22 protein-coding genes are annotated in these 23,399 nt (G+C 55.5%); 8 read left to right on the top strand and 14 right to left on the bottom strand.

Translation table 11 applies throughout. The features are described 5' to 3' along the window. The first annotated feature begins 19 nt into the window (after positions 1 to 19). Positions 20 to 916, top strand: a complete 897-nt coding sequence (locus U738_RS22280; RefSeq protein ID WP_035585760.1) for an AEC family transporter — start codon at positions 20 to 22, stop codon at positions 914 to 916. A gap of 74 nt (positions 917 to 990) precedes the next feature. Here the strand turns inward: U738_RS22280 and U738_RS22275 are convergent, their stop codons facing one another. After that, entirely contained in the window at positions 991 to 1,350 is a 360-nt protein-coding gene (locus U738_RS22275) for a hypothetical protein (RefSeq protein ID WP_035585550.1), read from the bottom strand. Between the two features lie 230 nt (positions 1,351 to 1,580). Here U738_RS22275 and U738_RS22270 point away from each other — a divergent pair, with 230 nt between their 5' ends. Next, entirely contained in the window at positions 1,581 to 3,206 is a 1,626-nt protein-coding gene (locus tag U738_RS22270) for a BCCT family transporter (protein WP_035585548.1), read from the top strand. An 88-nt stretch (positions 3,207 to 3,294) separates the two neighbouring features. Here the strand turns inward: U738_RS22270 and U738_RS23530 are convergent, their stop codons facing one another. From U738_RS23530 to U738_RS22255, 4 genes are read right to left on the bottom strand one after another with little or no spacing between them, the layout of a single operon-like run. Continuing rightward, the gene (locus U738_RS23530; RefSeq protein ID WP_172821657.1) at positions 3,295 to 3,465 is read right to left on the bottom strand and encodes a hypothetical protein; all 171 of its coding nucleotides are present in this window, start codon (positions 3,463 to 3,465) and stop codon (positions 3,295 to 3,297) included. A gap of 19 nt (positions 3,466 to 3,484) precedes the next feature. Beyond that, complete coding sequence (locus U738_RS22265; protein ID WP_035585546.1) at positions 3,485 to 4,771, bottom strand: GGDEF domain-containing protein; 1,287 nt, start codon at positions 4,769 to 4,771, stop codon at positions 3,485 to 3,487. After that, on the bottom strand, positions 4,768 to 5,520 hold the full coding sequence (locus U738_RS22260; RefSeq protein WP_231896810.1) for a substrate-binding periplasmic protein: 753 nt from the start codon (positions 5,518 to 5,520) through the stop codon (positions 4,768 to 4,770). Before U738_RS22260 ends, U738_RS22265 begins: the two co-directional genes overlap by 4 nt. Before the next feature lie 6 nt (positions 5,521 to 5,526). Continuing rightward, positions 5,527 to 6,309 carry a substrate-binding periplasmic protein gene (locus U738_RS22255; protein WP_235208670.1) on the bottom strand — a complete coding sequence of 261 codons (783 nt, stop codon included), beginning with the start codon at positions 6,307 to 6,309 and terminating at the stop codon, positions 5,527 to 5,529. Positions 6,310 to 6,452: 143 nt separating this feature from the next. Between U738_RS22255 and U738_RS22250 the strand changes: the two genes are divergently transcribed. The 4 genes from U738_RS22250 (at position 6,453) to U738_RS22235 (ending at position 11,238) form a co-directional block, all read left to right on the top strand. Beyond that, positions 6,453 to 7,805 (top strand): MFS transporter, encoded by a 1,353-nt coding sequence (locus U738_RS22250; RefSeq protein WP_035585544.1) that lies wholly within the window; start codon positions 6,453 to 6,455, stop codon positions 7,803 to 7,805. 58 nt (positions 7,806 to 7,863) lie between these two features. After that, on the top strand, positions 7,864 to 8,379 hold the full coding sequence (locus U738_RS22245; protein ID WP_035585755.1) for a retropepsin-like aspartic protease family protein: 516 nt from the start codon (positions 7,864 to 7,866) through the stop codon (positions 8,377 to 8,379). 484 nt (positions 8,380 to 8,863) lie between these two features. Further along, positions 8,864 to 9,622 (top strand): response regulator, encoded by a 759-nt coding sequence (locus U738_RS22240; RefSeq protein ID WP_035585542.1) that lies wholly within the window; start codon positions 8,864 to 8,866, stop codon positions 9,620 to 9,622. 20 nt (positions 9,623 to 9,642) lie between these two features. Beyond that, the gene (locus U738_RS22235) at positions 9,643 to 11,238 is read left to right on the top strand and encodes an ATP-binding protein (protein ID WP_035585540.1); all 1,596 of its coding nucleotides are present in this window, start codon (positions 9,643 to 9,645) and stop codon (positions 11,236 to 11,238) included. Here the strand turns inward: U738_RS22235 and U738_RS22230 are convergent. Next, complete coding sequence (locus U738_RS22230; RefSeq protein WP_035585538.1) at positions 11,201 to 12,139, bottom strand: LysR family transcriptional regulator; 939 nt, start codon at positions 12,137 to 12,139, stop codon at positions 11,201 to 11,203. The two genes, U738_RS22235 and U738_RS22230, sit on opposite strands and share 38 nt — an antisense overlap. A gap of 115 nt (positions 12,140 to 12,254) precedes the next feature. Between U738_RS22230 and metE the strand changes: the two genes are divergently transcribed. Continuing rightward, positions 12,255 to 14,552, top strand: coding sequence for a 5-methyltetrahydropteroyltriglutamate--homocysteine S-methyltransferase (gene metE / locus U738_RS22225; RefSeq protein WP_035585536.1), 2,298 nt, complete (start codon positions 12,255 to 12,257; stop codon positions 14,550 to 14,552). An 86-nt stretch (positions 14,553 to 14,638) separates the two neighbouring features. On the opposite strand, the gene ppk1 is transcribed toward metE, so the two are convergent. Together ppk1 and hemB are read right to left on the bottom strand one after the other, a co-directional pair. Beyond that, positions 14,639 to 16,828 carry a polyphosphate kinase 1 gene (ppk1, locus tag U738_RS22220; RefSeq protein ID WP_035585534.1) on the bottom strand — a complete coding sequence of 730 codons (2,190 nt, stop codon included), beginning with the start codon at positions 16,826 to 16,828 and terminating at the stop codon, positions 14,639 to 14,641. Between the two features lie 107 nt (positions 16,829 to 16,935). Beyond that, complete coding sequence (hemB, locus tag U738_RS22215) at positions 16,936 to 17,946, bottom strand: porphobilinogen synthase (RefSeq protein WP_035585532.1); 1,011 nt, start codon at positions 17,944 to 17,946, stop codon at positions 16,936 to 16,938. 200 nt (positions 17,947 to 18,146) lie between these two features. Here hemB and elbB point away from each other — a divergent pair, with 200 nt between their 5' ends. Next, positions 18,147 to 18,818: an isoprenoid biosynthesis glyoxalase ElbB gene (gene elbB, locus U738_RS22210; RefSeq protein WP_035585530.1), complete on the top strand. Its 672-nt coding sequence runs from the start codon at positions 18,147 to 18,149 to the stop codon at positions 18,816 to 18,818. An 80-nt stretch (positions 18,819 to 18,898) separates the two neighbouring features. On the opposite strand, the gene tatC is transcribed toward elbB, so the two are convergent. The 6 genes from tatC to U738_RS22180 all read right to left on the bottom strand — a co-directional run bounded on the left by tatC (position 18,899) and on the right by U738_RS22180 (position 23,371). After that, on the bottom strand, positions 18,899 to 19,690 hold the full coding sequence (gene tatC / locus U738_RS22205) for a twin-arginine translocase subunit TatC (RefSeq protein ID WP_035585528.1): 792 nt from the start codon (positions 19,688 to 19,690) through the stop codon (positions 18,899 to 18,901). Beyond that, positions 19,687 to 20,199 (bottom strand): Sec-independent protein translocase protein TatB, encoded by a 513-nt coding sequence (tatB, locus tag U738_RS22200; RefSeq protein WP_035585525.1) that lies wholly within the window; start codon positions 20,197 to 20,199, stop codon positions 19,687 to 19,689. Before tatB ends, tatC begins: the two co-directional genes overlap by 4 nt. A 3-nt stretch (positions 20,200 to 20,202) precedes the next feature. Next, complete coding sequence (gene tatA, locus U738_RS22195; protein WP_035585522.1) at positions 20,203 to 20,496, bottom strand: Sec-independent protein translocase subunit TatA; 294 nt, start codon at positions 20,494 to 20,496, stop codon at positions 20,203 to 20,205. A gap of 118 nt (positions 20,497 to 20,614) precedes the next feature. Next, positions 20,615 to 21,007, bottom strand: coding sequence for a phosphoribosyl-ATP diphosphatase (locus U738_RS22190; protein ID WP_050713138.1), 393 nt, complete (start codon positions 21,005 to 21,007; stop codon positions 20,615 to 20,617). Positions 21,008 to 21,095: 88 nt separating this feature from the next. After that, positions 21,096 to 22,718, bottom strand: coding sequence for a ubiquinone biosynthesis regulatory protein kinase UbiB (gene ubiB, locus U738_RS22185; RefSeq protein ID WP_035585520.1), 1,623 nt, complete (start codon positions 22,716 to 22,718; stop codon positions 21,096 to 21,098). Continuing rightward, entirely contained in the window at positions 22,715 to 23,371 is a 657-nt protein-coding gene (locus tag U738_RS22180) for a ubiquinone biosynthesis accessory factor UbiJ (RefSeq protein WP_035585518.1), read from the bottom strand. Before U738_RS22180 ends, ubiB begins: the two co-directional genes overlap by 4 nt. Positions 23,372 to 23,399 lie beyond the last annotated feature (28 nt).

The raw sequence follows: 23,399 nt of genomic DNA, 5'->3' as shown, positions 1-23,399 counted from the left end.
ATAGGGCAGGGTGGCCCGTATGATTGGACATATTCTGGCCACTCTACTGCCGGTGTTTTTAATCGCCGGTTGTGGCGCTGTCTATGGGCGCTACCGTACGCCGGATATTCGCAGTCTCAATACGCTCAATATGGAGCTGTTCGTTCCGCTATTGGTATTCGCTGTGCTGGCCGACCGTCAAGCGCCGTTGGCAGAATATGCTTGGCTTGCTACGGCCGCCATTGCGGTAGTACTTGGCTCGGGGGTGGTGTTGTGGCCGCTGGCCAAGTGGTTAAAGCTGGATAGCAAAATTTTCCTTCCCCCGATGATGTTCAATAACGCCGGCAATATGGGCGTGCCGCTGCTGGTATTGGCGTTTGGTGCTGAGGCGCTGCCCGCGGCGGTGGTGGTATTTATTGTTGAAATGCTGCTGCACTTTTCGGTGGGGCTTTACATGCTCAACCCGCGCACCTCGCTGTGGCGAATGCTGCGTATGCCCATTGTACTCGCGAGTCTGGCGGGCTTAGCGGTGAATATCAGTGGGCTACCGCTGCCTGGTTGGCTGCTAGAGGCGATGCATATGCTGGGTGGGGTATGTATTCCGCTGATGCTGTTTGCGCTGGGGGTGCGGCTACTGGAGATTGACTTTAGCGATTGGCGTACAGGTATGTTGGGGGCGGTGCTTTGCCCGCTTTCCGGATTAGTGATTGCCTTGCCATTAATGTGGTTATTGCCGCTAAATGCGCTGCAGTTGGCGGTACTGCTGGTGTTTGCAGCGTTGCCCCCTGCGGTGTTGAATTATTTGGTCGCAGAGCAGTACCAGCTAGCACCACAGAAAGTGGCTTCGCTGGTACTGATTGGTAATCTGGGGAGTTTGGTGGTGATGCCGCTAACGTTGGCCGCGGCATTTACCTGGGTGTATCCGCCTCTGTCATAAATGACACAACACTAGATGCACAGGACTAAATACAGAGCTTACAGTGTGGCGTGAAAAAGTGACTAATTGCTTAACTAACGTTCATCTTTAACTTCATAGCTGCCTTCTAAAGTGTCCTGATGACCTGGACGGCTGTGCGTAGACGTGTGCCCGTGAGAGTAGCCACCGCCGATATCTTGCGCTTGCTGGGCGCGCATCTGCTCCATGCGCTTTTTCATTTTATGGCGCATAAACGGCATCATTGCCCAGCCAATCAGTAAGAAAAACAGGCCGAGTACCACGCCGACTATCATCAACGCGCCAAACGCCAACCATGTGAACAGCAGCTTTAGGCTGCCTGCCAAGCCGGTTGGTTGGGTTTGCGCAGCACGGGCGCGCCATTGGTTTGCCGCTTGCCATGCAGCGTTGCGTTGGTCGCGATTCATCTGTGGCATAAGAGCCTCCATCGGTTATTCGCCTCTATTTGAACACAGTTGATCTAGCAAGTTCACTGTTTGGCACTAGTGCGGAGGTGTGTCGACTATACCTACGATTATCTGCGTACAGTGCGATTAGGTTTTTCAACTGTTACCATTAAGCTGTACAAGACAAGTTTAGTTGTACAAGCATGCGGATAGTTGCGCAGTGCTTTTTCTAAACAGAGCTCATCTAACAGGACGGTTATATGGCTAATCATGGAGGCAAGTCGGTATTCATCGCATCAGTGGTGATTATCTTTGGCTTGGTAATTGTTGGAGCGTCATTTCCTGAAGGGTTTGCTAACGCGGCAGAGAGTGCGCTGACTACCATTACCGGGCTATTCGGGTGGTTTTATCTATTCTCAGTGTTCGGTTTTGTGATCTTTCTGTTTGGTTTGGCCATGAGCAAATATGGCAAGGTGCGTTTAGGCCCTCAGGACAGTCGGCCCAACTATACGTTTTTCTCGTGGATCAGCATGCTGCTGGCCGCAGGCTTTGGTGTCGGGCTGGTGTTCTATGGCATGGCCGAGCCTATGTTTCACTTCATTGAGCCGCCCTATGGCGATAGAACCGCCGAAACCGAAGCGGCTGCCCGTTACGCCATTCAATACAGCTATTTTAACTGGGGGATACATCAGTGGGCGGCTTTCTCAATCGTCGGTTTGATCATCGCCTATTTTCAATTTCGTAAGGGACAGGCTGGGTTAGTCTCTTCCGTGCTGTCATCAATTACGGCTAAGAATCCTAAAATTCGCCCCTACGCTTCCTGGTTGGATGTGTTTGCGGTGGTGGCCACGGTGATGGGCGTTGCTACCTCGTTGGGCTTGGGTGTGCTGCAGATGAACGGTGGTTTAAACGCCGTTTTTGGCCTGCCGGAGAACGGTTTTTGGCAGTTTGTGATTCTCTTCGTAATGTTCTGCGCCTATATGGCATCGACTTGGTCGGGCTTGGATAAAGGCATTAAACGCCTCTCTAATCTCAATATGATTTTATGTATCGGGTTGATGCTGTATGTGCTGTTCACTGGCCCAACCGTGGCGATACTAGAGACTATCACGGTGGGCATTGGTGACTATCTGCAGAACTTTATTGGTATGAGCCTGCGTATTTCACCCTATAGTGATAATGAGTGGGCGAGCAGCTGGACGATTTTCTACTGGGCCTGGGTCATTGCCTGGTCGCCCTTTGTTGGCACCTTTATTGCCCGGGTATCCCGTGGCCGTACCATCAAAGAGTATGTGTTTGGGGTGCTGTTTGTGCCGCCGCTGCTAGCCTGTTTGTGGATCGGCGTGTTTGGTGGCGCGGCGCTGCATATGGAGCTGAATGGCACCGATGTGGGGCTTGCGGCTGCGACCCAGGATAATATCACCGTCGCGCTATTCGAGATGTTTGAGCTAATGCCCTTCACGGGCGTGCTGTCAGTGGTCGCGATGATGCTGATCTTTATTTTCCTGGTGACCTCCGCTGACTCGGCTTCGTATATCGTAGCGCAAATGACCGATAATGGTTCGATCAATCCGCCGCTGTATAAGCGGGTCATTTGGGGCGTGCTAATTGCCGCTATCTGCCTGACGCTAATAGCCTCGGGTGGTTTAACGGGGCTGCAGTCGGCGTCGGTACTTTCGGCACTGCCGTTCACCTTTATCCTGTATATGATGGTGTTTGTGTTAGTCCAGGAGCTACGCGCAGACCGCAAAGCCATGCTTACCCAGCTTTATCGTCGCCATGGCGAAACGCCGGTGGGCGCTGACGCCTTTGAAGCCGAACTATTAGGCGAGGAAGAGCGCTTACGCCGTGCACCGAGTGTGGTCAACCGGCGCATTAATAGTTAGCATCACTCATCAGCACTAATAAAAAGTAACCAAGCCTGGGGTTGCGGGGCGGGGTCATTTGGGAGCAGTGACACATGAAGCGAACATGCTAATGGCGCGGCAAGGGCGCCATGGCGCGACGCGCAGGCAGTCCAAAAGGGTTGCCTTTGATAGCTGGCTTGATCGGGTAGTCACAGTGGCTGTGCTTACGGCTATGGTCATTGGTCTGGCCGCTGTAGCCGCTCACTGGTTGCTCTAAAGCATCGGCTCCCCGCAACATTCGAGCTTAACGCCTGGCTTTATGCCGGGCGTTTGCGTGTCTCGACCCGGTTTCGGCCCAGTCGTTTGGCGCGGTAGAGGTGCTGGTCTGCGCGTTCAATCAGCGCTTCAGCGCTAATCAAAAAGCCGGGCGACATGCTGGCCACGCCCATGCTAACGGTAAGGTCTGAGTGGGTGCTGGAAAAAGCGTGGGGAATGGCCAGCGACAACACGGCTTCGCGCAAGCAGTTGGCAACGCCCACTGCGTCGTCATGATCTTGGCCCGGCAGTACACAGACAAACTCTTCGCCGCCGTAGCGGGCGAGTAAGTCCTTGGCGGGGTCGATACACTGATTGAGCGCATTAGCCACCGCGCGTAGCGTATCGTCACCCATGGCATGACCATAGTGATCGTTAAACTCTTTAAAGTTATCAATATCGATAAAAATCACTGAGAGCGACTGCTGTGTTTGCTGTGCCAAGTGCCAGTGGCGCTGATAGAAGTCATCAAATTGGCGGCGGTTCGCCACGCCCGTTAAGCCATCCATATTAGAGAGGTGATGGAGCTGGTCGCGCTGTTCCAAGCCTTGCTGAAACGCTTTTAGCAAATGATCCAAGCTATCCACCAGATGACCCAATTCATCATGCTGATGGCCCTTCAACACTGGCTTGGACCATTTCCCAGGTTGAGTGGGGTCGGTTTGGGCAATAGCTGCGTGTACTTTGAGCAGTGGTCGGGTAATGAAAAGGTGGAAAAAGGTGATGATGACAAGGCTTAAAATAAACGCCTCTAAAATACTCACCCCGACCACCGTATAAATACGCGCCAAAAACTGCTGAGTTAAGTAGCCTTCTGCCAGCATCAGTTCAATTTCGCCGACGACCGCTTCCGGCATATCGCTGCCCATGTAATAAGCGAGGGAGGTTCGGTAGTGCAGTATATCGCCAAATAAATACTGGCTGAGCCAGGTCGAACCAGCCTGTTCGGGCCTATCGAATTCAGCCAGCGCGCGGCCAAAATCGTCACGAATCGATACCCATGCGACCTCGTTATCATTAAACAGCCCATAGGCGATTTGGTGGGCGAGGTCTGGGTTAAGCTGGAAAGCGGCTTCTGCTGCGGCACCGTTGACAATTGTCAACTGCTGGGTGATGCGTTGCTCGGTTTCCTGGCGCATTTTGGTGGCGTGGCTGAGCAGTTCGATGCTGCCCGCTACGCCACTAATCAGCATAGCGATCAGCAGTGTGAGTAGCGCTTGCTTGGTGGTCAGGCTGCCTTTTTTAGGGCCGGGGGCGGAGAGAGGAAACCGCGGGCGAGGGCTGATCACTGGCTCTCCTTCTGCACATTGCGGTGCAGGGCATCCAACTGCGTTTGCAGGCGTGCCAGCAGCGCTTCAGACACGCTGGGGTGGCAGGCGAGATAGAGGGGGGCGCGGTAAAAGGTAAACAAATGCGCTAACGCGATGTCTTGTTCTTGTGCCATAAATTCACCGGTTGCTTTACCTGTCACGATCACATCTAGCAGGCCCGCCTTTAAACGCGCGATATTTTCTCGCTCCGAGGGAGCAAGAAGAACATTAATGCCGCTAGAAGCAACATAATCGCCTACAGCATCTTCGCGAAAACTGCCCACCCGCCAAGCGTGTAGCTCTGAAAGCGACGCGATGCTGAGTTCGCGCTCCGCTAAACTAAACGCTGCCCATTCATTAACTACCAGCGGCCCCACCCATTGAAACAGCGCTTCACGCTCCTGGGTGCGGGTCGTGGAGTAGACGCAGTGATTATCGCGTAAGCGTGCTTCGGTGTAAGCGCGTGCCCAAGGCAGTAGCCGAAAATAAGCCTCGATGTCTGCCTGGCGTAGCGCATCACGTAGCAGCAACGTTGCACTGCCGGTAATTCGCCCTTGGCCGTCCGAATAGTTGAACGGTGGGTACTCTTCAGTGTTGATCGTTAGCGGCAGCGTTTCTGTTGTAGCCTCTAGTGGCATCGCATGGAGTGAGATACTGTAGCTGCCGAGCGTGGTGAGCAGAGCAACGCCCATGCGGTATCGCCATCGGCGAGTAACGTCATTAGCCATCGTCAACTACCTCTGGGGCCGTTCCGCTATCACCCTGTCTAATGCCTGCTGCATCAGCGTTACCAAGCGTTGGTCGGTGGCTTGGTTTATGGCAAAGTATAGCGAAGATTCACTGAGAGTGTGTATCGGGATTAAATCATCTTTAGGATAACCTTCCGACTCAGCTATCCAGGCAGCCACCTCTTCACTGTAAGCCCATAAATCAACGCGCCCACGGGTCAGCATATTGAGCGCGCTACGGTTATCAATGGCCGGTACCAGTAGGCGTTCAGGGTAGCCCGCTTCTAATAGCGCTTGGGCGCCAATATCTTCCCGAATGACCGCTATGCTCAAGCCGCGATCAATCGCCTGTGGCAAAGACTCAATCGTCACCGGTGCGTCGCGATGAGCAAGCAGTACGACCCGATCTTGAGCAATCGGCCCCACCCAGTGAAAATTGCTTTCTCTGGCTGGGGTGCGAGTGGTGGAGAACAGCACCGTGTTAGGCTGACTTAGCGCCAGCTCATAGCCGCGAATCCAGGGGTAGTTGCGGACGTCATGGCGGCTGAGAGGTGTCTTGGTGGCCGCAAAAATAGCCTCCAACAAATCAATTGATATACCGGTTAATTGTTGATTATCGATATAGTTATAGGGCGGGTACTCTTCAGTAATAAAGGTTAATGCCGCCAAGGTGTCGGGCTCATCAGCCTGTCCGCTTGCGACGATTGCCAGCCAGAGGCATAGCGCGGCCATCAACCCGGTTAAGGGTTGTCGGTACACTGGCCGTAGAGATGGCTGGGCTAATCCCATCGCAGTTCTATCCGTATTACTGATCAATCAATCAAACTTAGAGCAACGCTGGTCGGCTGTCACCTCTAATCTGCCAACGCAAGCCGTGGCATTTTGCCGGTTCCACCTGCTAGGCTTACGGCTTCCCTTGTGAGAGAAAGCTAATGCTGCCTGCTAACACTGTTAAGGCGACGGATGGCTACGCATCGCGTCGAGAAATTTTCGGCTGGGCGATGTTTGATTTTGCCAACCAGGCCTACACGCTACTGATTATTACTGTGGTATTTGGCGAGCTGTTTACCACCGTCATTGTGGGCGATCGGGGCGATAACTTCCGGCTTGCTAACTTCTTATGGAGTCTGGCCTTGGCGGTTAGTTATCTGATGGTGGTGATCACGGCGCCGCTGTGCGGCGCCGTGATGGATTACCGGGCAGAGAAAAAGCGCTTTCTGCTGATCAGCTATCTTGCCACCGTCGTCACCACGGCGATGCTTTATTTTGTTGAACCGGGCTATGTCATCATCGGGCTGTTACTGATTGTGCTGTCCAACTACGCTTATTCAATGGGGGAGTCGTTTATTGCCGCTTTTTTACCCGAGCTTGGGCCGCCGCAATCGCTGGGCAAAATTTCCGGTTTTGGTTGGGCGTTAGGTTACATCGGCGGTTTATTTGCGGCTGGCTTCACCCTGGTGGTGCTAGGCGAGGCCAGCGCGGACAACTTTGAGCGCATCCGCTGGGTAGGGCCCTTCGCTGCCGGATTTTTTCTGATTACCGCTATTCCGACTTTTTTATGGCTAAAGGAGCGTGGTACGCCCCAGCCTCGTGGCGTCTCTTATCGGCATATTGCTCTCAATCGCGTCACAACCACTTTTCACGAGTTGCGCCACTTTAAAGACCTGACCGTATTTCTGATTTCGCTGCTGTTCTCGATGGCCGGGGTCTACATCATCATCGCGTTCGCCTTCATTTATGGCGCTCAAGTGATTGGTTGGGATGAAAGCGTGCGCAATATCATGTTCATTATTGTCCAAATTACCGCTGCGGCAGGGGCCCTGGGGTTTGGCTGGATACAGGATCAGCTAGGCGCCAAACGTACTTACCAAATGACCCTGGCGCTATGGGTGCTGGCGATTATTGCTATCTGGGCAACGCCTGAACTTACCCAGTGGATCAACGGCCGTTTTGACCTGGAGTGGCAGGCCCAGCACCTGTTTCTGTTGGTTGGCTGCCTGGCGGGGCTTAGCCTAGGTTCTAGCCAGTCGGCAAGCAGGGCGCTGGTGGGGTTGTTTTCGCCCTTGGCTAAATCAGCAGAGTTTTTTGGTTTCTGGGGGTTGGCAAATAAGCTAGCGGGGGTATTAGGCATTGTCATGCTGGGTGTCCTGCAAACGCTGATTGGCTTGCAAGCGTCTATTCTACTCTGTGTTGCCTTGTTCGTTATCGCTATGCTGATTTGTGCCAGGGTCAACGAGCGCCGTGGCCGGGAGGCGGCACTCGCCTGGGAAGCCAAACAGTCCTAGCAACCATAAGGCTTGAAAGGGCGTCCTGACCTCAGTGAGGTGGAGTATGGCAACGCACATGGCAAGTCAAACGGCCCAGCGCGGTAGTATCGTTATGATGCTGCTGTTTTGGGTACTGTTAATGGCGGTGGGCACTTGGTGGATTCACGGTGGCCTGGAAAAAATGATGCGCCCCAACGCGAATATTGTGCATACGCTGCCTGCGGGTGAGCCGGTTACCTTACAGCGTAACCGTGCCGGGCATTTTGAGGCGCCTGGGCGCATCAATGGCACGCCGGTGACCTTTTTACTCGACACGGGTGCCACTTATGTGGCGGTACCGTCTGAGCTAGCCGACGAGCTCGGTTTGCAGCCTGGGCGTAGCGCTTGGTTTAATACCGCCAATGGCCGAGTCGAAGGCACTTTAACCGAACTGGCTGAGGTTTCCCTGGGCGGACTAAAAGTGCAGAATGTCCAGGGTTCAATTAGTCCCGGCATGGAGCGCGACACCGTACTTCTCGGCATGAGCTTTTTGAATTTATTGTCGATTGAAATACAGGCGGGCGAGATGGTATTGAGCCTTCCCGAGCAGTGAGTTCAAGTGGTGAGTGTGGGATTGATAGATTGGCCGGAAGCTTAAGGCAAAAAAGGCAGACCTCTGAGGGTCTGCCTTTTTGGTATGCTTTAGTCATCGTTACTCAATCATACATTACTCAAGGGTGTCGTTTCCTTCACCGGGCGGCGCCTTATAATGCCCCGGGATTTTCAACTTTTCCCCATTGGGCAGGTCGCGCACTTGGGTTGGAACGTAAACACGTTTAATGACACTTTTCGTTTTGCTACTTCCCATTGCAGGTTCCTCCTGTCAAATTGTCGACAGTTAGCGCTTTAACATTAGCTCCCGCAGGTGCGAGAATCAAGTGTTAGGGCGAACGTATTCATCAATAAGCGTGGTTGTAAAGACAGAAGCGGGTGTTTTGATGGTTTTGAGTTATCCTGAGTGTCAATAATGGGCGCCTGCGTTGATATTGGGTAAGCGGGTGAGAAAATAAACAGCCTAAGCGGAGTGCATAAAGAGGATGGTAGATCATTTGGAACAGCAATTTCAGGCGCTTGAGTCGCAAGAGTCTGTAATGCCTGACTATCCCGATCAAGATCATGTCTTGATCATTGAGGATGACCAGCGTTTAGCCGAGCTTACCCGTGATTACTTGGAAGCGAATGGCTTCCAAGTAACGCTGGAAGCTGATGGGGCTAAAGGGGTCGAGCGTATTTTAACCCTGCAGCCCGATCTGGTGATTTTAGACTTAATGCTGCCAGGGGAGGATGGCTTGGCGATTTGCCGCCGGGTTAGACCCAATTTTGCCGGCCCGATCATGATGCTGACCGCGCGCACCGATGACCTTGACCAGGTGTTGGGTCTTGAAATGGGTGCTGATGACTATGTACCGAAGCCGGTACAACCGCGAGTGCTGCTGGCGCGTATGCGCGCGCTGCTGCGCCGCGCCGACGGGCCAGCCCCGGACGGCGAAATGCGGCTGCGCTTTGAAAATCTGGAAATCGATAACGCCACCCGCGAAGCCTGGCTGTCGGGGGAGCGAATCGATTTAACCAGCGCCGAGTTCGACCTGCTTTGGCTACTGGGCCGTAACGCTGGCCGTGTGCTCACCCGTGAAGAGATATTTAGCGACTTACGGGGTATTAAGTACGACGGCCAAGACCGCTCTATTGATGTACGCGTATCGCGCATACGTCCCAAGATTGGCGATGATCCTAACCAGCCCCACCGGATCAAAACCGTGCGCAGTAAAGGTTATCTCTTCGTCAAGGACAGTTGATCATTCAGAGGGACAGCATCATGCGGCGGGTGCTCAGTAACGGCTCGTTTTTACGCTTCTATTTGTTGCTGGGCATCGCGCTACTCGTGGTGTTTATGATCGCGTTAGCGGGGCGCTCCTTTATCGAACAGGTGCGCCGCGAAGACTACCGTGAGCAGCTTGCCGCGCTACCCATGTCGCTGATGACGCAGCAGCTCGCCGACGCGCCGCTAGCCCAGCGAAATGTTTTGCTTGAACGTTTTTCACAACAGCTAGATGTGCAGCTGACCCTACAGCCTATTAGCAAGGCGGACTTGGACTATTTTGAGCGGTCTCGCCTGGAGCAGGGCAAAATACTGGTCGCCGAAAGCCCCTGGCTATTGCAACAGCGCCTGCCCGGCGACACATGGCTGCTGCAAGCGCGCCTGGATGACTGGAGCGAGCATCAGTGGTATGGCAGCATTGAGCTGCTAGGTGAGTGGCTCGCCGCAGCGCCCGCGCAAGCGCGAGACGACCGTATCGCCGAACTGCGTCCTGGAAGCTGGCCACTGCAGCTTTTATCGTCGTTGCCTGCGGGGTTGACCGTGCAGCAGCAGGGCCAACTGGCCAGCGGGCACGTTATCACCCGGCTACTCTCCGATAAGCTGTCGATTACCCTGCTCTATCAGTTGCCTGGCGAGTCGCAATGGCTGCAAGCGGGTCCCATATCCCGCGGCGACACCTTGCCGCTGAATTTGCACTTACCCCTTCTGGTGGGGCTGATGATCGTGCTCAGCCTGATTATCTATTTGATTATGCGCAGTATTGAAGCCCGTATGGCGCGCTTGGAATTGGCCGCCACGCGGATCGCCAGTGGCCGCTTGGAAACCCGTGTAAAGGTCGAGAGCGGTGACTTTTTAGGCCGCTTGGGCATGGCGTTCAACGGCATGGCCAATCAGGTGCAGAGCCTGCTGCGCGGTCAACAAGAGATGATCCGGGCGGTTTCCCACGAGCTGCGAACCCCGGTAGCGCGCATTCGCTTTGCCGTGCAAATGGTCGAGGATATGACCGACCAGCCCGCCATTCGCCGCCAGCTTCAGGGCATTGATGCGGATATTGCTGAACTCGATGAACTGGTCGATGAAATCCTCACCTATGCCCGCCTGGGTGGCGAAACGGTGAACGGCGCCGAGCTAGAAACAGCACTGGTGGAGTGTCGGGCCATGGCCGAACGGGTGATCGATACGCTGTCGCCGCTACACAAAGGTTTAGCGCTGGCGCTTGCCCCGTGCCCTGAAATCGAACTGATGGCGGAGCCGCGCTATCTCCAGCGCGCGGTACAGAATTTAGTCGGTAACGCCTGTCGCTATGCTAAGTCCCAGGTGGTGATTCAACTCTGGGATGAGCCCAATCTGGTGCGTATCGATGTCGAGGATGACGGCCCCGGTATTCCGCCGGAAGCGCGGGCGGATATCTTCAAACCCTTTGCCCGATTGGACGACAGCCGCGCCCGCAGCTCCGGTGGCTATGGGCTAGGGCTTTCGATTGTGCAGAAAATCATGGCCGGGCACGGCGGTAGCGTGACCATCGATACCAGCCCGACTTTGGGCGGGGCACGCTTTACGCTGCTGGTTCCGCGTCGCGATCCGCCGGCTTAACCCCCGTTAGCACTGCAAAGGAGGTCTCCCGCGCAGTGCGTAAGAAATCCTGCATCCATGGCGCTTCTCGGGTCTCTTCGCGAATCGCCGCATACAGCGTGCTCCATACCCCCTGCTCACCCAGTTTCACCGCACAGACGTAATCGCGCTCTAAATACTCGGTTAGCGCCCAGTTGGGCAGTGCGCAGACGCCGCGCCCGCTGGCCACCAGTTGCATCATCATGATCGTCAATTCGGCGGTGCGTATCTCCTTGGGGCGCACATTCGCTGGCTGCAAAAATTGGGTAAAAATATCCAGCCGCGACTGCTCAACAGGGTAGGTAATTAAAGTTTCATCGGCCAGCGCCTGGGGTTCTATAAAGCCCCCACCTGCAAAAGGGTGCTGACGGGCGACGGCCAATAAGCCTTCATAGCGAAACAGCGGCGCGTAGTGAATGCCCTCAAGGGGCTGGGGGTCGGCGGTGATAACGAGATCTAGCTGCTCGCGGGCAAGCGCTGGCAGCGGGTCGAAGTGGTGGCCACTAGGGATATCGATCTCTACTTCCGGCCAGTGATCGCGAAAATAATCCACCGTCGGCATTAGCCACTGGAAACAGCTGTGGCACTCAATGGCCATATGTAAACGGCCCTGTTCGGTGCCTGCAAGGCGCGCCAAATCACGCTCCGCCTTACGGACTTCCGGCAGTACCTGGTCAGCCAGGGCGAGCAGGCGCAGCCCCGCGCGGGTGAATTCCACCGGGCGGGTTTTGCGCACAAACAGCGCGCTGTCGACGCGGCTCTCAAGATCTTTGAGCTGGTGTGATAACGCCGATTGGGTCAAATGCACGCGATCGGCAGCATCGACCAGAGAGCCGGTTTCGCGCAGCGCCAGCAGCGTGCGAAGGTGTCGTAACTCAATCATGTAGTGGCTCAATCATTGTGAGTATTGTTCATCTTTACTATTAGAAACTTTAGTTTGATTCATCGGGTTGCGGTGCCCAGACTGTGTGAAATTATTCACGTTGGTAGGGTTCATCATGACAGTTTCTCATATTCTCGGCTATCCCCGCATCGGCGCCCAGCGCGAGCTTAAAAAGGCCACGGAAGCGTACTGGAAAGGCGAGTGCACGCGTAGCGAGCTGGAAAGCACCGGCCGTGCGTTGCGCTTACGTCACTGGCAGGCGCAGCAGGATGCCGGGTTGGATTTAGTGAGCGTGGGCGATTTCGCCTTTTACGATCAAGTGCTTAACGTTTCAGTGGCGCTGGGGGCGGTGCCTGACCGCTTTAACGCCCAAGCAGAGGTGGCTGACGGCAAGGTCGACCTTGATACTACCTTCCGCATGGCCCGGGGGAGAGCGCCCAGCGGTGAGCCCGCCGCGGCGTGTGAAATGACTAAGTACTTCGATACCAACTACCACTACCTGGTCCCCGAACTGCACGCAGGGCAAACCTTTACCCTGGCGTCTAACCGTCTATTTGATGAAGTGGATGAAGCGCTACGCGCAGGATTTACCCCCAAGGTAACGCTAACGGGGCCGCTAACCTGGTTATGGTTAGGCAAAACCAAGGGGGATGACTTTGACCGCCTGACGCTACTCGACAGCGTACTCAACGTGTATGGCGAAATATTAGCGCGGCTTGCTACCCAAGGCATCGAGTGGGTGCAACTGGACGAACCTGCCCTGGTGCAGGATCTACCGCTGGCGTGGCAGCAGGCCTATGAGCGCGCCTATCATCGCCTTCAGTCAGCGCCGCTAAAACTGTTGCTGGCTACTTACTTCGGTGGCTTGGGGGACAACCTCTCGCTGGCGACCCGCTTGCCCGTGGCGGGTTTGCACATTGATGCCGTGCGCGCGCCGCAGCAGGTAGAAAGCGTGATTGACCGCCTTGGTCCGCACCAGGTGCTATCGGTGGGGTTTGTTGATGGCCGCAACATCTGGCGGGCCGATTTGGCTGCCTTGCGCGAACGCCTGCTGCCGTTAAAAGTACGCCTGGGCCAGCGGCTCTGGCTGGCGCCGAGCTGTTCGCTACTCCACGTGCCGGTGGATTTAGCGCAGGAGAGTGATCTTGATGGTGAGCTAATCAGCTGGCTGGCCTTCGCACGGCAGAAGCTTGACGAGGTGGTGACCCTGGCGCGCTTGATCGATAACCGCGTCACGCCTGTTGATGAGCAGCGTCTGGATCAGGCCACTCGGGCCTTGGATGCCCGGCGCGAATCAACCCGTATTCACCAATATGTGGTCAGCCAGCGTTTGGCAGCGGTTAGCCCCGCCGATAGTCAACGCCAGGCGCCTTATCCTGTCCGCGCTGAGGCTCAGCGACGGGCGCTTAAGCTGCCGCTATTTCCCACCACCACGATTGGTTCTTTCCCGCAAACCGATGATATCCGTGCCGCCAGGCGCGCTTTTAAAACCGGCGAGCTAGCGCTAACCGGCTACGAAGCCCGGATGCAGGCCGAGATCGCTTACGCCGTTGAGCGCCAGCAAGCACTGGGCATTGATGTCCCGGTGCACGGCGAGGCCGAGCGCAACGACATGGTGGAGTACTTTGGCGAGCAGCTTGACGGCTTTGCCTTTACCCGCTTTGGCTGGGTGCAGAGCTACGGTTCACGCTGCGTAAAACCACCGGTCATTTTTGGTGATGTATCGCGGCCTGCACCGATGACGGTGCGTTGGAGCGAGTATGCCCAAACCCTGACCGACAAACCCATGAAGGGCATGCTTACAGGACCAGTGACGATTCTGCAGTGGTCGTTTGTACGCGATGACCAGCCGCGGGAAACCACCTGTCGTCAGATCGCCCTGGCACTGCGCGATGAGGTAGTAGACCTGGAGAAGGCCGGGATCAAGATTATTCAAATCGATGAACCGGCGCTGCGCGAAGGATTACCCCTGCGTCAGCATGAGTGGCAGTCCTATCTGGACTGGGCGGTGGAGAGCTTCCAGCTAAGCGCCGCGGGTGTTGGCAATGCCACTCAGATTCATACCCATATGTGCTACTCGGAGTTCAACGACATCATTGGCGCGATTGCAGCCCTTGATGCCGATGTGATTACCATTGAAACGTCGCGCTCGGATATGCACCTGTTGGATGCCTTTCAGGACTTCGCTTACCCCAACGAAATCGGCCCAGGGGTTTACGATATCCACACCCCCAATATTCCCGAGGTGAGCTGGATGGTCGATTTGATGGAGAAAGCCTTGGAAAAGATCCCCGCTGAACGGCTATGGGTAAACCCGGACTGCGGCCTAAAAACCCGTGGCTGGGCAGAAGTAGAGCCAGCGCTGGCCAATATGGTGGAAGCGGCTAAGGTGTTACGTCAACGATACGCTTGAGTTTTCGCAGGCCAGAATCAAACCCGCTGCATTAAGCAGCGGGTTGAGTATGAGCGCTAACTTTTCGATGCCTTGCTTATCAGTGCCTAGCTTTTCGAAGCATAGGCGTAGAGCAGCGTTTCCTGGGCGCTGATCGCATCGGCTTCACCTGGGTCTTGTAGCTGATAGCTGCCGTCTGTTTGCAGCAGCCAACTCTGGCAGTTATCCACCAGGTAAGTTTCGAGATCCTTACGCACCCGAGTGGCGAGCTTCTTATCCAGCAGCGGAAAGCAGGTCTCTACACGATGGAACATATTACGCGACATAAAGTCCGCGCTAGAACACCAGGTCTCCGACTTGCCGTCATTGTGGAAATGGAATACCCGGGTATGCTCCAGCAGCCGGCCAATAATCGAGCGCACGCGAATGTTGTCAGAAACGCCAGGTACCCCCGGTTTCAAACAGCACATGCCACGAATAATTAAGTCGCACTCGACCCCCGCCTGGGAGGCTCGGTAGAGTGCTTTGATAAGCTTGGGCTCGGTTAACGAGTTGCACTTAATAATGATATGCCCGCGCTTACCCTTGCGCGCTATCTGCGCCTCGCGCTCAATCATTGCCACTAGCCGCTCATGTAGCGTGAACGGCGCGTGCAATAGCGTGTCGATTTTGCGCGCCCGGCCCATCCCCGATAGCTGCTGAAAAACTTTATGCACATCGGCACACAGCGCTTTATTGGCGGTCAGCAGGCTGTAGTCGGTATAAAGTTTGGCGGTTTTAGAGTGGTAGTTGCCGGTGCCCAGATGGGCGTAGTAGCACAGTTCCCCTTTCTCGCGGCGCACAATGTGCAGCATTTTGGCGTGGGTTTTGTAGGCCATAATACCGTAAACAACGATCGCTCCGGCTTCTTGCAGGCGAGAAGCCAACTGTAGGTTATCGGCTTCATCAAAGCGTGCGCGCAGCTCAATGACCACGGTGACTTCTTTCCCCTGGCTGGCCGCTTCTACCAGGGCATTAACAATAGCCGAGTCGGCACCCGTACGGTAAAGGGTCTGCTTCACCGCCAGTACATGGGGGTCACGGGCAGCTTCGCGCAGCAGGTCTTCAATCGGCGTAAACGACTGGAAGGGGTGATGGAGCAAAATGTCGTTCTTGGCAATAGCGTCAAACAGGCTACCCGCCTTAAGCGCTTTGGGAATGCTTGGGGTGAACGGCCGGTAGAGCAGTTCGGGACGGTCCACATCGCCTAGCACCGACATCATGCGGGTTAGGTTGACCGGCCCCTTGACGCGATACAGGTCGTCGCTCTCAAGCTCAAACTGGCGCAGCAAAAAGTTGATTAAGTCATCCGGGCAGCTGTCGGCGACTTCCAGGCGCACGCCGCTGCCGTAGCGGCGCGCCAGTAGCTCACCGCGCAGCGCCGAGGCGAGATCCGAGACCTCCTCTGGGTCAACGCTCATATCCGCGTTGCGGGTCAGCCGGAATTGGTAGCAGCCACGCACGCTCATGCCAGGAAACAGCTCCTCGGCATGGGCATGAATCATCGACGACAGAAAGACGTACTCGGAAAAGCCCTCTTCGCATAGCTCTTTAGGCAGTGCCATGAGACGCGGCAGCGAACGCGGCGCGGGTAGAATCGCCATACCACCGGCGCGGCCAAAGGCATCCTTACCCTCTAGCTCAACAATAAAGTTAAGGCTTTTATTGACCAGGCGCGGAAAGGGGTGCGAGGGGTCAAGCCCGATTGGGCTGATAACCGGCATGATTTCATTATCGAAGAACGCCTTAACCCAGGCCTTCTGCTCATCGGTCCACTGATCGCGGCGCCGAAAGCGTAGCCCGTGGGTTTCCAGCGCGGGCAGTAAGGTGTCGTTGAGTATCTGGTACTGGCGATCGATTTGCGCGTGAGCAAGCTGCGCGATCTCCGCCAACACCGCCTTGGGCAACCGACCATCGGCGGCGGTGGTGTCGTCGCCCAGGGCAATCTGATGCTTCAAGCCCGCCACTCGGATCTCGAAGAACTCATCCATATTGGAGGAGAAAATCAGTAGAAACATCAGCCGGTTGAGCAGCGGGTGAGCGTCGTCTAAGGCTTGCTCCAACACCCGGATATTAAACTGGAGATGCGATAGCTCGCGGTTAAAGTAGAGCTGGGTGTCGTCCAGGTCGGTTTCAGGCTGCGCTTCACGCGCCTGAACGCCGGTTGGAGTACGGTTAATCCGTAGCGGCATATCGCCATCGCTGCTGGTGTGATCAGTAGACGATAGTGGTAATGAATCTGATGCTTGCTCGTCCATGGTGGATCTCCCCGCGTTGATAGCTCGAAGGTATCATAGCCTGATACTGGTATATCAGTGCAGTATGCGGGGAGAAGATGACAAACAGGTGTCACCTGGTTGTCATCTTAGCGTTGCTGAAGTAAACGCGCGGCATCGAGGGCAAAGTAAGTCAGAATGCCATCCGCGCCTGCTCGCTTGAAGCACATCAACGACTCCAGTATCACCGTCTCCGCTTCCAACCAGCCGTTATCGAAAGCGGCGCGGTGCATGGCGTACTCGCCACTGACTTGGTAAGCGAAGGTGGGCACCTGCAGTTCGCTTTTTACCCGCCGCACGATATCCAAGTAGGGCATGCCGGGTTTGACCATCACCATATCGGCGCCTTCGGCGATATCCATGGCCACTTCGTGGAGCGCTTCATCGCTATTGGCGGGGTCCATTTGATAGGTGCGCTTGTCCGCTTTGCCTAAGTTGGCAGCTGAACCGACCGCATCGCGAAAAGGCCCGTAGTAGTGCGATGCGTATTTGGCGCTGTAGGCCATAATACGCACGTTGTGCAGGTGCTCTTGCTCTAATACCTGACGAATCGCGCAGATCCGCCCATCCATCATATCGGAAGGGGCCACGACGTCGGCACCGGCTTCGGCATGGGAAAGCGCCTGTTTGAGCAGCGTGTCCACCGTGCGGTCATTCTGTACGTAGCCGTGCTCATCAAGGATACCGTCCTGGCCGTGGCTGGTATAAGGGTCAAGGGCCACGTCGGTGATAATGCCTAAGTCGGGCAGAGCTTCTTTAAGGGCACGCACGCTGCGTTGAACTAAGCCGCTAGCGCTATAGGCCTCTTCGGCAAGCTCACTTTTATGCTCGGGGCCGACCACAGGAAACAGTGCCAGCGCCGGGATGCCCAGTGCATACGCCTCGCGGGCTTGCTCGATTAACAGGTCGATCGAGAGCCGCTCAACGCCGGGCATGGAGGCGATGGTTTCGCGCTGATTTTCCCCCTCTAGTACAAACACCGGCAGAATCAGGTCGGATGGGGTTAGGCTGTTCTCCTGCATCAACCGGCGTGAAAAATCATCGCGGCGCATACGGCGCATACGCGTGGCGGGAAAATGGCGGGCAGTGGGTGTACTCAAGGTGTCTCTCCATTAGAAGTAGTAAAGATCAGGTAACGTGAACATTAAGGATCGTAAATAAACATGCCTGAAGGCCTGGAGGGAGTATATCAGCCATGCCTTGCGGCGAAAGCCGCCTTGTGACAACACGACAGAGTGTCTAAAGTGAGCGATTGCTTTGCTGTATTGCCTTCGGCAGACCCTGGGATAAGGAGATAGGCATGACCAAACAGGTGGCAGTGATTTTAGCCGGCTGCGGCGTTTACGATGGTTCGGAAATCTATGAGACCACGCTGACGCTGCTGCGCCTGGATCAGTTGGGGATTGATTACCGCTGTTTTGCCCCGGATATTGAGCAGCACCATGTGGTTAACCACCTCACCCAAGAAGTCGTTGAGGGCGAGCAGCGTAACGTGCTGCTGGAGTCTGCCCGCTTGGCACGGGGCGACATTAGTCCATTGAACGAATTAGTGGCGGACGATTTTGATGCTGTCATTGTCCCCGGTGGTTTTGGCATCGCCAAGAACCTGTCGGACTTTGCCAGCGCCGGTGACGATATGCAGGTGTTAGAGGCACTAAAAGAGGCGCTGATAGGCTTTCGACAAGAAAACAAGCCGATTGGTTTGATGTGTATTGCGCCCGTCATTGTGCCCCGCCTGTTTGATGACGGCATTGCGGTAACGGTGGGCAATGACCCAGCGGTTTCCGGGGCAATTAGCGCCATGGGCGGGCTTCACCGGAGCTGTGGGGTAGAAGATATCGTAGTGGATATTGAACACCGCGTGGTGACTACGCCAGCCTATATGTTGGCAACGCGAATCAGCGAAGCTGCAACGGGCATTTTTAAGCTGGTAGACCGCATCAATGAAATGATGGATTTAACCACTGAGTAAATAAGTGCAAGCCATTTAAAAGCCGCCGCCATCATTGATGGCGGCGGCTTTTTTAATGACTTATCAGTCAATTGTCTGCGCTATACATCGGCCTCTTGATCTTCAGCAGCCTCTTGTTCCTGTTTGCGCTTACGCACCAGACGGCCAAACAGCAGCCCAACTTCATAAAGCAGGTACATCGGAATCGCCAGCAGGCTCTGAGAAATCACGTCTGGCGGGGTGAGTAGCATACCCACCACGAAGCAGCCTAGCAGAATATAAGGGCGCTTTTTAGACAGGCTCTCTACCGTGGTAGCGCCAGAAAGAATAAGTAAGAAGGTCGCAATGGGGATTTCAAACGCCACGCCAAAGGCAAAAAACAGCTTAAGAACGAAGTTCAGATACTGGTTAATGTCGGTCATGACAGCGACATTTTCCGGCCCGGTTTGGGTGAAAAACTCGAATAGCAGTGGAAACACCACGTAATAGGCAAATGCCGCGCCGCCGTAGAACAGCGCAATGCTTGAAACCAGAATCGGAATCGCCAGCGCTTTTTCATTGTCGTAAAGCCCCGGGGCGATAAACGCCCAGGCTTGGTGCAGTACGAAGGGAATAGCGATAAACACCGCCACCACCAGGGTGAGTTTGAACGGCGCCAAGAACGGCGACGCGACTTCCGTAGCGATCATCTGCGAGCCTTCAGGCAGAAGCGCCATTAACGGCTCGGCAACAAAGGTATAGATATCATTGGCAAAGGAGTAGAGGCCCAAAAAGACCACCAAAATCACGATCACGGCACGCATTAGCCGCGAGCGTAACTCGATCAGGTGCTCAATCAGTGGGGCTTGGCTCTGTTCTTCCCGCGGCTCCTTTGAATCGCCAGACATACTCATTGGTGATTACGATCCTTTTCAGATTCAGCCGTATTGGGTGCAGCCGATTCAGGTTTAGCCGTTTCAGGTTCTGCTTCGCGGGCGGGCGCTGCCGGGGCGGGCGTTGAAGAGGGCGGAGGCGTTTCTTCACGCACCGTTTGCAGGGCGTCATCCAGTCGAGCGCTGGCCTTGGCAACCCGCTGCTCCGTGTCGCTCTGCGCTGCCTGGGTCGACGGCGTATCAGAAGGCATGGCGTCAGCACCCGCGGGGGCATCGGCAATACTCTCTACGTCCAGCTTGGCTTTCTTCAAGCTGTCATCGAGCTTCTGTTGCTGCTCGTTAAGCTTTTGACGTAGCTCTTCTGCTTCCAGCTGGGCGCTGATTTCACGCTGCATACCGGATACCGTGCGCTTGATTTTGCCAATCCACATGCCCGCCGTTCGAGCAGCGCGGGGCAGGCGCTCGGGACCCAGTACCAACAGCCCGACGACACCAATCAGCATCAGTTCAAGAAAGCCGATATCCAGCATGGTTTATTTGCGCTCTTCGTTATGGACATCCGAAGAGCGGTTTTCAGCCGCTTTTTTCTCTTCGGCCTGAACGTCATAAGTGTTGCCTGGCTCTTCATGGCTCACTTTGGCATGGGGCTGGTCGGCCTCCTCTTTATCAGACTCTTTATTTTTCTCTTCGTCGTTGATGGCTTTCTTGAAGCCCTTGACCGCACCGCCCAGGTCGGTGCCCACGTTACGCAGTTTTTTGGTGCCGAAAACCAGGATGATAATGCCCAGCACAATCAGCAACTGCCAAATACTAATACCACCTAACATATGCGTTTCCTCATGGATGGTTAACGATCTTTTTAACACTAGCCCAGTTTCGACGAGCCTTAATTGCTAAGAGCAGTATTACATTACGTGCGTTACCACTATGCGACAGTAGTGACCGCTATGGCTGGCGGGAAGCCTTTTCCTCGTGTCCGGAAATGCCAACGCGCCGTGCCAGTTCGTCTAAAACAGCTTGATGATCCATCCCCAGGTGCGAAAGCATCACCAGACTATGAAACCACAGGTCCGCGGTTTCAGAAATCAACGCCTGGCGTTCAGCCTCTCCACCTTGCTCGGCGTCTTTTGCCGCCAGCACTGTTTCGGTCGCTTCTTCGCCCACCTTTTCGAGTATCTTGTTCAAGCCCTTATGATGCAAGGAGGCAACATAAGAATCTTCCGCCGCTGCATGGCGCCGCTGCTTTAATACCTCATTGAGAGTATCTAGTACATTGGCACTGTTTGTCGAAAAAGTATTGGTCGACAAACCATTAGGCGATGATGCATTGCTGTCCATGGGAATCCTTGTAAACGTTTAGTGCGTCGCTCTTTTGTTGTTCAGACCGTTGTTAAGATTGTTGTTTAGTTGGGTGTTCAGCGATGGCTTATTGCCACACCAACAGCAGTAGCCCGATGGCGGCAGCTGCCAGTATCGGCCACTCCTGGAGCGCAATCCAACCGCTTAATGGCTGCCAGGCCAGGGCCACCGCCAGTAGAATCAAACCAAGCCTTAGGCGATAAAGGCGCTTGCCCTGGCGCGCCATCTGCACGCGCATGGCGTTGATCGAATCGACCTGCTGGTGGCGCTGGCGATGTTCGTGCTCCATCCGGCTGAGCGCCTGGTGAGCCAAAACGGGGAGTTCGGGCAACTGGTGGGAAAGCTCCGGCGCCTGACGCTTTAGCGACTCCCATAAACCGCTGACCCCTGCACGCTCTTTCATCCACTGCTCTAAGTAGGGCTTGGCGGTGCTCCACAGGTCTAAATCCGGATAGAGTTGGCGCCCCAGGCCTTCAATATTGAGCAGCGTTTTCTGCAACAAGACTAGCTGCGGCTGCACTTCCATATTAAAGCGTCGTGCGGTTTGAAACAGCCCCAATAGCACCTGGCCGAAGGAGATATCTTTCAACGGCTTCTCTAAAATCGGTTCACAAACGGTGCGAATCGCCGCTGCGAATTCATTGGCGCGGGTATTTTCACCCACCCAGCCTGACTCAATGTGCAGCGCAGCGACTTCGTAATAGTCCTGGTGGAAAAACGCCAGTAGGTTGCGCGCCAAGTAGTCCTGGTCTTCCCGGGTCAGGCTGCCGACGATGCCGCAGTCGATGGCAATATACTGGGGGTCTTCGGGGTTGTCACAGTTTACGAAGATATTGCCTGGGTGCATATCCGCGTGGAAGAAGTTGTCACGGAATACCTGGGTAAAGAACAGCTCGACGCCGCGCTCGGCGAGCTTTTTCAGGTTGGTGCCCCGGGCAATCAGGGTATCTAAATCGGCGACTGGAATACCGCGAATGCGCTCTTGCACCATCACGTGACGGCGAGTGAAGGGCCAGTAGATGGTGGGGACAAACAGCAGCGGTGAGTCTTTGAAGTTACGTTTGAGCTGCGAGGTGTTGGCGGCTTCTTTATAAAGATCCAGCTCGTCAAATAATGTAGCTTCGTAGTCGCGAATAACTTCCACCGGGCGCAGGCGACGCGCCTCGGGGATTTTGGAGCATAATTTGGCGACTTGATACATCAGCGCCATATCCTGACGCATCACGCGATCAATGCCGGGGCGAATAATTTTCACCACCACGTCTTCACCGCCGTGCAGCCTTGCCGCGTGCACCTGGGCAATCGACGCCGAGGCTAATGGCACTCGGTCAAACTCCGCAAAGGCCTCTTCCAGCGACATTTCCAGGGCTTTCTCAACGCGGGCGGCAGCTTGTTCTCCAGGGAATGGCGGCACCTGATCCTGCAGTCGTTTCAGCTCATCGGCGATATCGGCCGGCAGCAGGTCGCGACGAGTCGAGAGCATTTGGCCGAATTTAATAAAAATCGGCCCCAGTGCTTCCAGGGACAGGCGCAGACGTTCGCCCCGGGAGCGCTTGCCAACGGGGATCAAGCGTAGCGGAGAAAACCACAGCAGTGCCCGGAGCCACCAGGGCAGCCGCTCTAACGGCAGCAGCGTGTCCAGTCGGTGGCGGCTGATCACCCAGCTTATCCGTAGCAGGCGCAGGCTCATGGGCGCGTCTCCTGTGGCGCAGGCTGAAGCTTTTCTAGTCGTCGCTGTAAGCGGTTTAGGCGCGCTTCCAGGCGATCGGTCGCCACCTCTAACTCAGTCAGGTGGTCGCGGAGCAGGCTACGTTGCTGCGGCCCGGGCAGCAGGCGTGCCTCTTCAAAGACATATTCAGACACATCCTGCATCAGCTCGTCTTTGGCGCGCAGCCCCCATCGGGCAGCGCGGCGCAGGCCTTCGGCCAGCGAGTGGGCGGGCATATCGCCCAGCCAGTGGGCCAGCTCGCTCTCCCAGTCGATGTCCAGGTCGAAGAGCAGGTCGCGAGTGGCTTCAAGCAGATGGATACGCCCGCGCACCGCCAGCTTGCCGTCAAACATAAGGCGTTCAATCGAAGCGCCGCTGATCCACTCGGAGAACGTTTCCGGGGTGAGCTCGACCACTGCGTCTACGTCGGTTTCATCAACGTCATCGCCGCGCATCAGGTCGAGCCCGGCGTAATGGTAGTGAATGACCAGCGCTAAGTGAGGCTGTTCGAGGCGCACCAGTAGACGGCTGCCCGCCAATGCCGCTAGCCGTGCAGGGGCCGCAGGGTCACGGGCGAGGAGGGCGTTGAGCGTGCGTTCACAACCGGCCAGCAGCAGGGTCGGGGTTACCAGCATGCTGACCTCTTGGTGGATAGCGTCTGAA

Source organism: Halomonas sp. TG39a (genome assembly GCF_000744395.1).
Taxonomy (GTDB): domain Bacteria; phylum Pseudomonadota; class Gammaproteobacteria; order Pseudomonadales; family Halomonadaceae; genus Vreelandella; species Vreelandella ventosae_B.
Note: the sequence above shows the minus strand (reverse complement) of the source record. Positions and strands in the feature narration are given on the sequence as shown.